Here is a 15,499-nt window from a genome sequence, read left to right as displayed (position 1 = left end):
TTAAATTACATATTCATCAGCAATCATCAGCGCCTCATCAATTATCGCCAGCCCTTCATCCACCTGTTCTTTTGTAATACTTAGTGGAGGCGCGATAAAAACATAATTCCAGCGCACAAAAGCATACATGCCCAATTGTTTTAGTTTACCTGCCACCTGGTTCATAATCGTCATCTCTTCGGGTTTCGCATTAAATGGCGCCATAGGCTCTTTGGAGATCCGGTTTTTAACCAGCTCTATACATCCCAGCAAACCGGTGTTTCTGAAATCGCCGATAGAGGGATGCCGCTGTTTCATTTCTTCCACCCGTTGGTCTATATAATTTCCCATAGCAACCGCATTTTCAATCAGGTGTTCATCTTCATAAATCTTTAATACTTCCACGCCAGCAGCGCAGGCAACCGGATGAGCAGAATAAGTTAATCCCAGCCACAATACCTTATCATCAAAATGTTTAGCAATAGTATCGCTCACAATAAGCGCACCGAGAGGCAGATAACCAGCAGTAATCCCTTTAGCAGTTGCAATCATATCAGGCACTACCCCATGTACATCACAGGCAAACCATTTACCTGTCCGGCCAAAACCGCTCATTACCTCATCAGCAATTAAAAGGATACCATATTTATCGCAGAGTGCTCTGATTTTTTGCAGATAATCCGGAGGATATTTAATACATCCGGAGGTACCACTTTCTCCTTCCATCAAAATAGCCGCCACGTTTTCAGGTCCTTCGAATTCAAGGATTCTTTCCACATGGCTTACGCATTCCCGTTGGCAGGAAGTAATTTCTTTCCCCCAGGGGCAGCGGTAACAATAAGGATCTTCCACGTGCACAATGTTAGGAACCTGCTGAGCATCCAGCGCCAGTTTGCGGGGATCTCCGCCAGCAGTCATAGCAGCATAGGAAGCACCATGAAAGGCACGGTAACGGGTAATTATTTTATGCCGGCCGGTGTATAAGCGGGCCAGTTTGATAGCATTTTCAATAGCGCTGGCACCACATACCGTGAATAATGTTTTCTGCAGATTGCCGGGAGTAATTTCAGCTAACTTTTTACCCAAAGCACCACGAGCCTCTGTAACACATCCGGGGGTAACATAACTAACCTCCTGCATTTGTTTCATTACGGCTTCCGTTACACGCTGATTACCATGTCCTATATTAACATTGATCAGTCCTGACGAGAAATCTATATAACGTTTATCATCATAATCATACAGATAAACCCCAGCAGCATGTTTTACGGCAATGGGGGCAATACCTTTCTGTTTACTCCATGAAAACAGGGTATAATCCAGGTTATCCTGTATGATCTCCTGTGCGGTGGTTTCGGGCATATTAAGATTTTTTAGATTAACTCATCCAGTTCACACCCTCTTCCGGGTTCCATTTGGTGGTACTTTTCTTCAATTTCGTCCAGAACTCAATGGAACTTTTACCGGTAATATCTCCAACGCCGAATTTGCTTTCGTTCCAGCCACCAAAAGAAAAGGGTTCACGGGGAACGGGGACCCCTACATTTACGCCTATCATCCCCGCACTGGCATTATCTACAACATAACGGGCCATACCACCATTTTCTGTAAACACAGAAGCAGCATTTCCGTATGGGTTGGCATTTTCAATAACTAAGGCCTCATCGATAGTGTTTGTGCGGAGAATGCTGATAACAGGACCAAAAATCTCTTCTTTAGCAATAGCCATGTCTGGCGTAACATAATCAATAACCGTTGGCCCTACATAGGTACCATTCTCTTTTCCCGCAACTATAACCCCGCGACCGTCAACTAAGATTTTGGCGCCTTGTTTTTCTGCATCTGTAATATATCTTTCAATTCTTTCTTTCGACTCCTTATTAATAACTGCACCCAGGTTCTGACCCGGTATTATTTTCTTCACTTCATCGCAGATCTTTTGCACGATGTGATCAACGGCCCCTACCCCTATCATAGCCGATGCCGCCATACAACGCTGACCAGCGCAGCCACTCATGGAAGCGGCCACATTCTGTGCCGTCATACCCGGCTTTGCATCCGGAAGTACCAGCAGGTGGTTCTTGGCGCCACCCAGCGCAAGACAACGTTTTAAATTTTGTGTAGCCCGCTGGTAAACGATTTTAGCCACTTTTGTAGAGCCTACAAAAGAGACCGCTTCAATATCCGGATGATCACAAATGGCATTTACGATTTCGCTATCTCCATTAACAATATTAAAGACACCGTCTGGCAGTCCGGCTTCTTTCAATAACATGGCTATGACGTTCAGGCTGAGGGGTACTTTTTCTGATGGTTTGATGATCATACAATTACCCAGAGCAATAGCGTTGGGAATGGTCCAGTTAGGTACCATTGCCGGGAAGTTAAAGGGAACGATAGATGCAACAATTCCCAAAGGCACATGCGAGGTTCTGCATTCCACCCCTTTGCTTACTTCCAGCACTTCGCCAGTAATCAATTGTGGCAAGGAAGTAGCGAACTCAGTCAGTTCAATACATTTCTCTACTTCAGCTATTGCTTCCCCCAGTGTTTTGCCGTTTTCCTCACTAACCAGTGCGGCCAGTTCCTGTAGATTTTTCTCCAGCAGATATTTATAGCGGAAAAAGACCTGTACCCTTTCTTTAATAGGCGTTTTACTCCAGGCAGGAAAAGCAGCCTTTGCAGCTTTTACCGCCTCATCAAGATCAGTCGCCGATGAGCAGGGCATTTCAGCCAATAGCGTTCCATCTGTTGGAGAGGTGATTATCAATGTTCTTGGGGATGAAACGTTTACAAAGCTGCCATTAACAAAATTTCTAATCCGTTCATATTTCATATTCCGGAGGGTTTGGAGAGTAATGAGGTTTTCTATACTATACCTTTAATTTACTGAAAAATTGCATATTCTCCACTATAATCCTTTCTTGTTCCATTATTCCCCAAAATGGATGGAGTCCGGACAGAGTACTACGATCTTTTCCTTTTCGTTCCAGTGCAGTCTTTTATTTTTAAGTAAGCCGGGTAAGACATCGGAAAGCGGCAGGTTGTCCCAGTTCACGGTCATTTTTTGCTGATCGTCCAATGCGCTGTTAGAATAGAAAAACCGTTTACCGGTTTGTTCTTCTATTTTTCTGAGGATGGTTTGAACGCTATAAGTGCCTTTAATGCGAACCAGTTGATCTTTTTTGTCGGGGTGTTGCTGTCTAAGACAGGAGCATGCAAGTAATAATAAGATTCCTGCCAGCAGATAGGGTCTAGTGGTCATTAATATTGCGATGGTGGTTTGTGTATGCTTAAAGCAAAAGCAGTTGATCTATAAGCGGGTCATATGGAGGACCTTCCCTTCATAATAACAGCGCATTTTTACAATACCTTTCATAGGTTTAAGGAAATCATCCAGCGGTTGAGTCTTTTCCAGGTTACCGGTAAAGGGTTCAGCAGCCAGTGTATTATCATCGATTTGTACAGGAACAGCGTACCATCTTTCAATCATCAGGGCGATTTCTGACAATGGGGTATTGTGGAAATACAGAACGCCCTGAATCCAGGAAAGTGTAATTCTTTCATCGAGTTCAGTGATGGTATGTTCATCTTTATTCCAGGTCAGTTCTTCTCCTGGTTTAAGACGAACAACCTTGTTATTAAAACTTACATTAACAGCACCTTTCACCAATGCTGTTTTCAACACGTCTTTTGTATAGGTGTTTACATTAAATTCTGTACCAAGTACTGTAATATCACCTTTAGAGGTATGAACAATAAAGGGGTTCACGCTTTTTGCAATATTGAAATATGCTTCGCCCTCTAAATATACTTCTCTTTTGTCGCCCTCGAAGGTGAAAGGGAATTTCAGTTTAGTAGCTGAATTGAGAGTTACTTCTGTACCGTCGGACAGCCGGAGTTTATAATCCAGTCGCTTAGGTATATCGATAGTATTCCAGCCATGTGCAGCACCGCTCACACCTTTCAGATCCATTGACTGTTTACCTGCAAGCACGCTGGTAGTTCCTGTTATTATTGTCTCACTATTATTACCTGTAAGATTGACTTCTTTTCCTCCTGTAACATGAAGAACGATATTTTTTGTTGCTTCAGTTTCAGTTCCAGCTTCAGCTTTACTGATCAGATCTGTGTTTGGTTTTAATGTAAAGTAAGCAGTTGCAGATATGATGATGACTATAGACGCAGCTGCCAACCATAATTTGCGGGGAAATATGGTCTTTGATTTAGTTTTGGAGTGCAGCATTTTTTCTTCGAGTGTTTGCCAGATAGCATGAACATCATCATCACTTTGCAATTCTGATTCCTGAGAGGGCTCATCCTGATAAAATTCTGCAAAAGCTTTTGCCTCAGGATTTTCTTTCAATAGTTGTTCCAAACGAGCCTGTTCTTCAGGAGTGATCCTGTTCTGTTGCTTTTTAATTAACAATCGTTCAACACTCGAACTATCCTCATTATATAACATACTTCGATTATTATTACTCTATAAAGAGTTATATGTGATGGTTTTTGGTGACAGATTCAAGTGTGAAAATTCTTCTGTATTTCTGCATTGCTCTTTTCATGTGCTCATTGAAGCTATTGATGGACACCCCCATCTGTTCGGAGGCCTCTTTGTAGGAGAGTTTTTGCCAGTATATTTTCTCTATGGCAACCTTTTGTTTTTCGGATAATTCTTCTGTAGCGAGTTTGAGTTTGGTTAGTTGTTCCTGTTGTTCTTCGATGGGTTGGTTTTCCTGCTGGTTGGAAAGACTGATTTCTAAGTTTTTGAGCTTAGTTCTGGTTTTGGTATCTGTAGTTGCCATGTGAATACATTTATGATGTAATATCACCATGACATATGCTTCGGGAGATACTGTTACATTTTTAAAAGTATTGCGTTCCCATAGCTGTAAAAACACCTCGTTGATGGCATCTTTTGCCTTAAATTCATCACCAAGTACTTTCATTGCTTTGGAAAACAGGGTGTTATACTCTTTTTTATATAACTTCTCAAAGGCTTTTGCATCTCCTTTTATTAACCCCTGTAATAAGATATTTTCTGACACGCATGACATATATTGGCATCAATTATAATAAAATTATCATAAACTACCACGGTCAACGTAATAGCTTATGTACGTAAATAGTACCATGGTTGGTTTTAATAATATCAAAATACCTTTTCACCTGTACTATTATTTTAATAAGTGACAATATTGTAGGTTCCATTTACTCTACTATAACTGTTGCGTTTCTATATATGTAGTAACATCTTTTCTTTATTGAGCCATTTGCAGTTGACGAGGATCGCGTCCATAGAACATTTCAAAATCCGCACTAAAGAGGAATGTGGCTGGGTAACCCAGTTTACGGGCAATATCATCGATGCTATAATTCATTAACAAACTGAAAGCCTTGTTCATACGTTCCTGCTGTACAAAATCAAACAGGCTCACGTGGAATTCCTGTTCAAACCCTACCCTCATTGTTATAATGTTTATATGAAAGCGTTCAGCAAGATATTCATGAGAAACAACCATTTCAGGATGACTGCCCACAAATTGCAGGATGCGATATAACTTCCGCCGGTCCTCCTCAAGCATTACGATCTGAGCAACCTCAGTACTCAATTCTTTCAGATAATTTGTATACAGGCTCACGCAGTTTCTCCGGAGATAACACTCACTAAAAATGCCTATATACCTGCAATGAAGAATCCGTTTCAGTATCCGGAAATTCACGGCACTGATTGAAAAAGGCATAGGATTAATCGGCGTGCTGTTAGTATATGCAGGCAAGTTCTTCAGAAAAGCCAGTTGCGGAAATTCAGTAGAAAGTGGAACCAGATTATACGGATCTACATTGATATGCATACTGAGGGAAATCCCCGAAGCCGCCCAGGCAGCGTGTTCCATTGCTTTCAGAAAGAAGAGGATACAATCAGCAACATCCACTAATCCCAGATCTCTGAGTTTAGCAGGGATACTGCGGGCCAGCCAGAAATGAAGCGCAAAAGTATCTTTAGTATTAAAAGGTTGCAGCAATATATCACCTTTAAGCCACAGGTAATGGATCCAGATAGAAAAACCATCTAAACTGATATTCATATCCAGCATATCATTCGCACCGTCCGACGAAAAGTGATAACGGGCAGAAGGAATGAGGAACCTCCGGAACCGTTCGGGCACGTGGCCATATGAATTAAAATATGAGTCTGATTCTATGGGTAAACGATGCATGACAATGGGTTAATTTAACAACGTTCTTATTTAAGCAAAACAAATATCCGTAAAACAGCATTACAAATTTCTCATTAACCAATTATTAACAAAGATCTTCTGTTGAAATTGTCACCTATTGATTTTACTTTCTCCTCATGTTACGGGACAAGTATAAATATTCAGCCAAACAAAATTCTCCATCCGAATCAATTGCAAACTATGAGATTGTCAATATGGTTATTTATTAGCCTCCTCTACCTACAACTGCCTGTCTACAGCATAACATTCAGACAAATTGAACCAAAAGTTTCTATTTCCGGCACCTATACTCTACAAAAGATTTTTCAAAAAATAGAACAACAAACAGGGAAAAGAATTTTTTATGCGAACAGTATATTAAATGATCAAGAGAAGATAAATCTAAAAGTAACTAATCATACCATCAACGAAGTTCTGACACAAATCCTCACCGGTAAAAAACTGGAATGGTCTATCGAACCTAAATTCATCACCATCGTAGAAATCAGAAACCAACCAAGTCCTAAATCTGCGATGACAGGAACAGATACAACCATTTCAGTTACCGGGAGGGTAACTAATGAAAAGGGGGAGCCGATTGTAGGAGCAACAGTACTTGTGAAAGGAACAAGGACCGGAGCGACTACGAATGCGGAGGGGGAATTTATAGTGCGGGATGTTAGGCCGAATTCTTACTTATCAATAAGCAGCGTTCAGTATCTCACAAAGGAAGTTGCTGTTAAAGGGAAAACTGTGATTGGGAGTGTGCAGTTGGAGGAGTATGTGGGGAATTTGGATGAGACAGTGGTGATAGCGTATGGGACGACGAGTAAAAGATTAAGTACTGGAGATGTTAGTTCAGTGAAAGCAAAGGATATAGAAACACAACCTGTTAATAATCCACTTCTAGCTTTAAGCGGACGTGTTCCAGGATTGTTTGTTACTCAAAGTAATGGAATGCCAGGAAGTGGGGTAATAGTAAGAATACAAGGGCAGAATTCCATAAGTCGCGGGAATGACCCATTCTATGTTATAGATGGTGTGCCATATAATGCACAAATGTTACCTTCTCTTATTGATATACTCGGAACTTCTGGCGGTAATTATGCAGGAGGAGGTGCATCTAATGGGAATGGGAATCCTCTCAGTTTCATTAATCCATCTGATATCGAAAGTATTGACGTGTTGAAGGATGCAGATGCCACCGCAATTTATGGTTCAAGAGCAGCTAATGGTGCAATTTTAATTACAACCAAAAAGGGTAAATCAGGTCAAACTAGAGTAGATGTAATTATGCAAAGGGGAGTTGGGCAGGTAACCCGGAGAATGAATCTATTGAATACAAAAGAATATCTTGAAATGCGAAAAGAAGCATATAGAAACGATGGTTTAGATATACCAAACTATTCTACACCAGTAGACGAGAAAAATGTTCTCAACTATGATCTTACGGTATATGATACAACAAGAAACACCAATTGGCAAAAAGAGTTATTCGGTAGAAAGTCGCATTATTCAGATGTACAAGCATCTGTTTCAGGAGGGAATGCTCTAACAACTTTTCGTTTAAATGGAGGTTATCATTCTGAAACTACTGTTTTTCCCGGCAAGTTCTCTGACACGAAAGGTTCATTAGGAATTAGTATTAATCATAGTTCAGAAAACAATAAATTTCGGATGCAATTTTCCGGAAATTATTTAACAGATGATAATCACTTACCTACTTCTGATATTACTACAACTGCATTACAATTAGTACCAGATGCACCAGCATTATATAATGCTGATGGAACATTAAATTGGGCCCGTATATCATCTGGGACTGACAGTATCTCTACATGGTTGGATGTAAATCCATTAGCCTATTTATCTTCAAAGTACCAAATCAGAACAGATAATCTCTTAGGTAATGCCCTGCTTTCATACTCAATCCTGCCAGGTTTGGATATTAAAACGAGCTTGGGTTATACTAACATTGTAACAAGTGAAATATCGACTTTTCCACTAACCTTATTTTCACCTGAAAACAGACAATATAATAGCCGTAGTGCAAGCTATGGCGATGGAAAATCTCGGTCATGGATTGTTGAACCTCAAATAACCTATAATTTTAAACTAGGAAATGGTTCCTTTAATATATTATTGGGAACCACTTTCCAAGAAAACAAATCATATCTTAAGAGAATTGATGGACTAGGGTACGCAAGCGATGAAGTATTAGAGGATTTCAGAGCCGCATCCACGCTAACATCTGGTACAAGCGTGCAAAATACATATAAGTACGCAGCTTTATTTACAAGGATTAATTACAATTACCAGGATAAATATATATTAAACCTGACAGCACGCAGAGATGGCAGTAGTCGCTTTGGAATAGAAAATCAATTTCATGACTTCGGTGCAGTCGGAGTCGCATGGATATTTAGCAATGAACCTTTTATTAAAAACAATATTAATTTTCTGAGTTTTGGTAAGCTTAGAGGAAGTTATGGGACAACAGGCAATGACCAAATAGGGGATTATCAATTTTTAAACTTGTACGAATTGGTATCCAGAGGTAATCCATACCAAGGATTTACCGGGTTAAAACCAAATGGACTACCTAATCCTTATTTACAGTGGGAGCTCACTAGGAAAATACAGGCAGGTCTTGACTTAGGGTTTTTACAACAAAGAATATTACTCCAGGCAAATTTTTACCGCAATCGATCGTCCAATCAACTTCTCAGTAATGCATTACCATACACCAGTGGTTTTGGCGATTTGGTAACCAATCTTCCCGCAACCATTCAAAATTCAGGATTGGAAGTGTCTCTTAGTACCATAAACATCAAAGGCGTAGCTTTTTCTTGGTCCACTAATCTTAATATCACGATATCTAAAAACAAACTAATTTCTTTTCCTAATCTTAGCACCTCTTCATCTGCCAACTTTTTAATTATTGGCCAACCTTTAGGAATTGAAAAAATATTTAGTCTTGCAGGCGTTAATTCTCAAACTGGCCTGTATCAGTTTCATGCCGCAGACGGAACTCTTGTGTCTTCTCCGGATGACGTTAAGGATAGAATTGATTTATTTAAAAGTGCTCCTAAGTTATATGGAGGAATTCAAAACACGTTTAACTATAAAGGATTTCAACTTGGATTCGTTTTCCAATTTGTCAAACAAAATGCAAGAAATTATTCTTTAGGGCTGATTAATCGGGTTGGACGAGGAACATCCAATCAACCTACCTCAGTTCTTAATCGTTGGCAAGAACCTGGCGATAACTCCAATATTGCGAAGTTCAGTACTACTAAAAATATCAGTGTTGCACAAGGAAGTAATGCATCATATGGAGACGCTTCATATATCCGGTTGAAAAACTTATCTTTTTCATGGCAATTGCCACAAAACTGGAATCATACTATACATCTACAAAGCTGTCGCTTATTCATACAAGGACAAAACCTATTGACCTTTACAAAATATATTGGGTTAGATCCTGAAAGCCAAGGACTCGGTTTGCCTCCACTTAAAATATGGACGCTTGGCCTGCATGTTAGCTTATAATGTTTATTTTTTATTTATTGAGGACTAAAAGAAATAGTATGAAATCAAAATATTATACTCTTATCATGAGCAACTTAAGGTTTTCTAATAAGGGAATCTACATTATTAAATCCATAATTATAATTTCTGTTATACTTGGCCTATCTGCAGGATGTAAAAAATTCATAGAGGTTTCCTCTCCAATTACATCTACCAATGCAGGAAACGTGTATGCAACAGATGTCACTGCAACAGCTGTCTTAACCAGTATTTATACGGATATTAGCTACGACGAAGGCAATGGTATTCCAAGCGGCCTTTCATCTACTAGTTTATATTGCGGATTATCAGCTGATGAGCTTACCTTATATAGTGGCGTAAGCAACGACAATCTATTGGGGTATTATCAAAATGCACTTAAAAGTAACCTTAATGGTGGACCCGATTTTTGGAACAAAATTTATTCAACAATATTTGTTATCAATTCAGCAATTGAAGGATTAGATCAATCTGTTACTTTAACAGATGCTGTAAAGAAGCAACTACAAGGAGAAGCCCTTTTTATGCGTGCTTTTTGCTTTTTCTATCTTGTAAATTTATACGGAGACATCCCCTTAATTATCTCTACAGATTATAAGGTTACGTCTATACAACCTCGCAATTCAAAGTCTGATATCTATCAACAAATAACCAAGGATCTAAATGCCGCACAAGCATTATTAAGTGATAACTACCTTGATGGGACACTACTTACTACCAATACAGACAGAGTCCGTCCAAATAAATACACCGCCTTTGCCTTATTAGCACGGGTTAATTTATATATGAATGATTATGTTAACGCTGAATCACAGTCAACAAAGGTCATAAATAATAGAGGTACTTATGATACCGTTTCATTAAACAATGTTTTCTTAAATAATAGCAAGGAAACGATTTGGTCTCTACAACCCGTAAATAATGGGATTTTTTCCAATACGGGTGAAGGACGTTTATTTATCCTGCCAGAAACAGGCCCTTCTACTGACTTTCCAGTTTATTTAAGCAGTACACTGATGACTAATTTTGAGGCAAATGACAAAAGGCTTGATAGTTGGGTAGGTCATGTAACAATTAGCCAAGTACCTTATTACTACCCATATAAATATAAAATTGGAATATTAGATGCTACTCCAACCGAGTACCTAATTGTCATGCGTTTGGCGGAACAATATCTCATACGTGCAGAAGCTAGAGCTCACCAGGGAAATTTAGGTGGAGCTACAGAAGATCTTAATGTTATAAGAACTCGTGCTGGACTATTATCTACCACTGCGAATAGTCAAAGTGAGTTATTGATAGCCATTGCGCATGAGCGTCAACTTGAATTTTTTACAGAATGGGGACATCGTTGGCTTGATTTAAAAAGGACAAATACTGTTAATAACATAATGCCAGCAGTTACCTCTCAAAAAGGAGGGTTCTGGGATAGCAAATCGGCGTTGTATCCAATTCCACTTTATGAAATTCAACATAATCCAAATTTATTACAGACTCCTGGTTATGAAACAAACTAATTAAATTCTCTAATACTAAAAGAAACGCTTGAGGTTACATAGACCGTCTATCTTATAATTTTCAAATATGCGAATATGAACAAGTGGGTACCTATATTATTGTCGTTGGCTTTCCCTATTTTAACAAAGGCTCAGGAAACAAAAGGTATTATATTCCGCCAAGACCTAAATTGGGAAATGTTATTGAGAAAAGGGAAAGAAGAACATAAAAATATTTTCATTGATGCTTATGCTACATGGTGTGCTCCCTGCAAACAAATGGATACTAAAGTCTATCCTGATTCTGCTTTAGGTGAATTAATGAATAAAAATTTTATTTCTATTAAAGTCCAGATGGACAGCACTAAGAATGACAATGAACATGTAAAATCCTGGCACAAGGATTCGAACAAAATGTTAAGAGAATATAACATTATTGGTTTCCCAAGTTTTCTTTTCTTTTCTCCTGATGGGGAATTAATTTATAAAGATCTAGGATATAAAGATGTAGCAACATTTTCGCAATTAGCTTCATTAGTCGCAGATCCTCGCAGTAAAGAGTTTAGAAATACATTAAAGGATTATCAAAATGGAAAAAAAGATTATGCTCATATGGCTAATCTCGCATTAACAACAAAAGCCCTTATTAATGACGATAAGTTATCCTTTATTATTGCAAAAGATTATAAAGAAAACTATTTAGACAAATTGCCTCCAAGTGCTTTTCTCACTAAAATAAATATCGATTTTATTGTTCGAAATTTTGGTTCTATTCTAATTTCATCTAATGACCAATTATTCAAAGCATGTTATTTTCATGCCGATTACATTGATTCTTTAATTGGTATTAAAGGTTTCTCAAATTCAACTATTACTGAAGTGATTAGCAAGGAAGATATTCAGCCTCGATTATTTAAACAAAACTTACCCATTGTCAAAAATCCAGACTGGAAATCAATTCAAAAAAAAATTGCTTCAAAATATCCTAAAGTAAATTCCAAAGAATTAATACTAAATGAAAAAATCTACTTCTACAGGAAAATTGAAGATTGGAGATCCTATACTCAATACAAAAGTGAACAAATCTATCAAACTCCATTAAGACCAGAAGGAATGGATGTCTTCTTTACATTGAATGCACCAGCGTGGGATGCTTTCGAAAATTGTGAAGATAACTATGCATTAAATATTGCATTAGATTGGAGTGAACTTTCATTGAAATTGGAGCCTAATGCTGTTCAATATCTGGATACCAAAGCAAATCTTTTATATAAACTAGGTCGAGTTCCTGAAGCAATTTTATTCGAAAAAGAGGCCATACTACAAGAAAGACGAATTCTAAAAAAAGGTGGAAATTTTCATTCAGAAAATGCAGGTTTTGTTCCAGAATTTCAGGCGAATATTCAAAAGATGGAGAAAGGTCTCCCAACATGGCCAATACATAAATAACAATAAGCATTACCTCATTTATTTAAAGGCTTCAACCATTCCATAAACTATTGGGCATCATAAGCTATCGAAGCATCAAATTAAAAAATATAATTTAAATTAGCTTAAATTCCTTATTAACCCAACTTTGCTATATATTATGAGACGAAAATTAAATCTACTATTTATTCTATTTTTAGTAATTCATGCATACGGTCAAAAGCCCATTTTAACACCTTCCAATTTCAAGCATTGGCCTTATGTCAATAGTCCGTCGATATCTGCCGATGGAAAATATATTGTATACCGAATCAGCGAAACGAATTGGGGCACAGACACATTATATATCCAATCAGTTAACCAAAAATGGAAAGACGTTATCCCAAATATCAAGTCTTATATTATGGCTGAACGAAGTAATAAAATAATTATGCTTACTTCCGACAAAAAATTAAAAATTAAATCATTCGAGAAGAGAGATATTAACAGTATATCTGATGTACAAAATCACCTTCTCTTCAGTAATGATAGGACAGAATGGCTTTTATATCAAACAGAAACAAAAAATAAAGAGCTTACTCTTAGAGATATTAAAACCAATAAGGAGATCAAATTTATAAATGTATCATCATATACCATAAACCAAAATAACGGTACCATAATACTAAAAAAAGAAGAAGAAAATCAGGATGTTCTATATTGGCTGGATATTAAAGACTTTAAGGAACAACGTCTTTTTTCAGGAAAAAACATTTCGAATATAGTTATGGATGAACCTGGGAATCAAATAATATTCTCTTCAGAAGAGGAAAACAACAAGAAGGACAAAATCATTTGGTATTATAAACGAAATGACAAGAAAGTATCCAGGTTAATTTCAGAGCATCAATTACTTGAAGAGGGATTAGAGATTGCAGATATTCAGCGGTTCAGCCATGATGGAACGTCCATATTTCTTAATTTAAAGGAAATTAAAAAAAATGAAATTAAAAAAAATCCTATATTGGTTGATATCTGGAGTTCCAGGGATAGTCGCTTACAAGAGTTGCAACTTCAGGATTTATCTCCGCGAACATATCTTTCCGTCATGAACATTGAGGAGAAACATATTATCCGTCTGCAAAAGGAGTTCGAAACTATAAATTTTTTAAATAATGAGAATGATAATATTGCAACTGCAAGACTACGGGAGAGCACAATAAGTGAGCAAAACTGGAACCCGGCAGCTAAACTACATAATTTCATTCTAAACTGTCGAACAGGCCAGCGTGAAGAAATAAATCTATATCTAATAAGTATATCACCTGATTCAAAGTACTTAATAGGGCTGGATGAAACTTTAACGGATCTTTGTTCCTACGAAATTAGTTCCGGAAAAGTTATTACTCTCACTAAGGATTTGCCGATACCAACTGAAGCCACTGGTGATACACCTGAAAATATAAGAAGAAGCATTTCATTTGCTGGATGGAACCTGAATGATGGTTCCATTATATTTTATGATGACTATGATATCTGGAAGATTGACCCTAAAAAGCAAACGAAATTTACAAACCTTACTAATGGTTATGGGAGAAAGCACAGTTTGGTTTTCAGATTAGGAAATGCCGGGCAAGACAAAAATTATACAAATGAAAATGTTAAATTACTTAGTACTTTTAACACTCTAACAAAAGAGAATGGTTTCTTCGAAATGTCACTATCTGGTAATTCTGACCCAACTGAACTTACATTAGATTCTTACTATTATAGTCAGCCAGATTATATGAATTTATCAGCCAGATATCCAATAAAAGCAAAAAACAAGAATATTTGGATAGTTACTAGGGAGAAAGCTAATGTTTCACCTAATTATTTCATAACTACTGATTTCAAGTATTTCAATCCAATAACTAATCTGCAACCTGAAAATAAGTTTAATTGGTTTACTTATGAACTTATTAATTACACATCACAGGATGGCAAAGAAACTCAGGGAGTTCTATTTAAACCGGAAAATTTAGACCCTAGTAAAAAGTACCCTGTCATTATAAACTACTATGAAATTCTAACTGACCAAGCGAATGTTTATAGAGAACCTGATCTTATTCATAACAACGTAAATATTCCCTTATGTGCAAGTAATGGCTATACTATATTTACGCCTGATGTTCATTATACTATTACAAAACCTGGGGAAAGCGTATTAAATTCTGTCCTTGGTGGCGCAAAGCTACTTTCTTCATATTCTTGGATTGATAGTATACATATCGGCATTCAAGGTCATAGTTTTGGAGGCTATGAAACAAATTATATCATAACTCATACTCCTTTTTTTGCTGCTGCCATTTCTTCATCCGGCTTTTGTAATCTTGTTAGTATTATTGGTAATGTTCCTCCTTCAGGTGATCCATATTTTCCAGAGTGGGCAGAAGAAGGGCAAGGTCGCATTGGTTACACTCTCTGGCAAAGACCTGATTTATATATAGAAAACTCGCCTATCTTTAATGCAGATAAAGTTACCACACCTGTTTTGTTAATGAACAATAAGCAAGATTACACGGTACCATTCACTCAGGGAGTAGAATTTTTTACAGCTTTAAGACGATTAAATAAAGTTTGTTGGATGCTTCAATATGATGGAGAAAAACATAGCCTCACTAGAGAAGAATATGCTTTAGACTATACATTAAGATATCTACAATTTTTTGACCATTATTTAAAAGGGAAACCGATGCCTCAGTGGATGAAATCAGGCATACCTGCAAAGTTAAAAGGCGTAGAAAGAGGATATTGACATGTAAAATAAAATATAAAGTCATAATT

At 37.4% G+C, this 15,499-nt stretch carries 10 protein-coding genes; 4 read left to right on the top strand and 6 right to left on the bottom strand.

Annotated elements, in window-relative coordinates; translation table 11 throughout:
- The 6 genes from BM176_RS23045 to BM176_RS23020 all read right to left on the bottom strand — a co-directional run bounded on the left by BM176_RS23045 (position 1) and on the right by BM176_RS23020 (position 6,200).
- Positions 1-1,341 carry an aminotransferase class III-fold pyridoxal phosphate-dependent enzyme gene (locus BM176_RS23045; RefSeq protein WP_090106695.1) on the bottom strand — a complete coding sequence of 447 codons (1,341 nt, stop codon included), beginning with the start codon at positions 1,339-1,341 and terminating at the stop codon, positions 1-3.
- A 16-nt stretch (positions 1,342-1,357) separates the two neighbouring features.
- On the bottom strand, positions 1,358-2,815 hold the full coding sequence (locus tag BM176_RS23040) for a CoA-acylating methylmalonate-semialdehyde dehydrogenase (protein WP_090106694.1): 1,458 nt from the start codon (positions 2,813-2,815) through the stop codon (positions 1,358-1,360).
- 96 nt (positions 2,816-2,911) lie between these two features.
- Positions 2,912-3,244: an STN domain-containing protein gene (locus BM176_RS23035; protein ID WP_090106693.1), complete on the bottom strand. Its 333-nt coding sequence runs from the start codon at positions 3,242-3,244 to the stop codon at positions 2,912-2,914.
- A 48-nt stretch (positions 3,245-3,292) separates the two neighbouring features.
- The gene (locus BM176_RS23030) at positions 3,293-4,444 is read right to left on the bottom strand and encodes a FecR family protein (RefSeq protein WP_090106692.1); all 1,152 of its coding nucleotides are present in this window, start codon (positions 4,442-4,444) and stop codon (positions 3,293-3,295) included.
- Positions 4,445-4,472: 28 nt separating this feature from the next.
- The gene (locus BM176_RS23025; RefSeq protein WP_177230503.1) at positions 4,473-5,027 is read right to left on the bottom strand and encodes an RNA polymerase sigma factor; all 555 of its coding nucleotides are present in this window, start codon (positions 5,025-5,027) and stop codon (positions 4,473-4,475) included.
- Positions 5,028-5,240: 213 nt separating this feature from the next.
- On the bottom strand, positions 5,241-6,200 hold the full coding sequence (locus BM176_RS23020; RefSeq protein ID WP_090106690.1) for a helix-turn-helix transcriptional regulator: 960 nt from the start codon (positions 6,198-6,200) through the stop codon (positions 5,241-5,243).
- A 201-nt stretch (positions 6,201-6,401) separates the two neighbouring features.
- Here BM176_RS23020 and BM176_RS23015 point away from each other — a divergent pair, with 201 nt between their 5' ends.
- From BM176_RS23015 to BM176_RS23000, 4 genes are all read left to right on the top strand, one after another.
- Positions 6,402-9,752 (top strand): SusC/RagA family TonB-linked outer membrane protein, encoded by a 3,351-nt coding sequence (locus tag BM176_RS23015; RefSeq protein WP_090106689.1) that lies wholly within the window; start codon positions 6,402-6,404, stop codon positions 9,750-9,752.
- A gap of 38 nt (positions 9,753-9,790) precedes the next feature.
- The gene (locus tag BM176_RS23010) at positions 9,791-11,287 is read left to right on the top strand and encodes a RagB/SusD family nutrient uptake outer membrane protein (RefSeq protein ID WP_177230502.1); all 1,497 of its coding nucleotides are present in this window, start codon (positions 9,791-9,793) and stop codon (positions 11,285-11,287) included.
- A 75-nt stretch (positions 11,288-11,362) separates the two neighbouring features.
- Positions 11,363-12,715, top strand: a complete 1,353-nt coding sequence (locus tag BM176_RS23005) for a thioredoxin family protein (RefSeq protein WP_090106687.1) — start codon at positions 11,363-11,365, stop codon at positions 12,713-12,715.
- 139 nt (positions 12,716-12,854) lie between these two features.
- On the top strand, positions 12,855-15,470 hold the full coding sequence (locus tag BM176_RS23000) for an alpha/beta hydrolase family protein (RefSeq protein WP_090106686.1): 2,616 nt from the start codon (positions 12,855-12,857) through the stop codon (positions 15,468-15,470).
- The last annotated feature ends 29 nt before the right edge of the window (positions 15,471-15,499 follow it).

The sequence above is a fragment of the Chitinophaga sp. CF118 genome (genome assembly GCF_900112615.1).
Taxonomy (GTDB): Bacteria; Bacteroidota; Bacteroidia; order Chitinophagales; family Chitinophagaceae; genus Chitinophaga.
The sequence above is the reverse complement of the archived record's forward strand: the minus strand, read 5'-3'. Positions and strand labels throughout refer to the sequence as shown.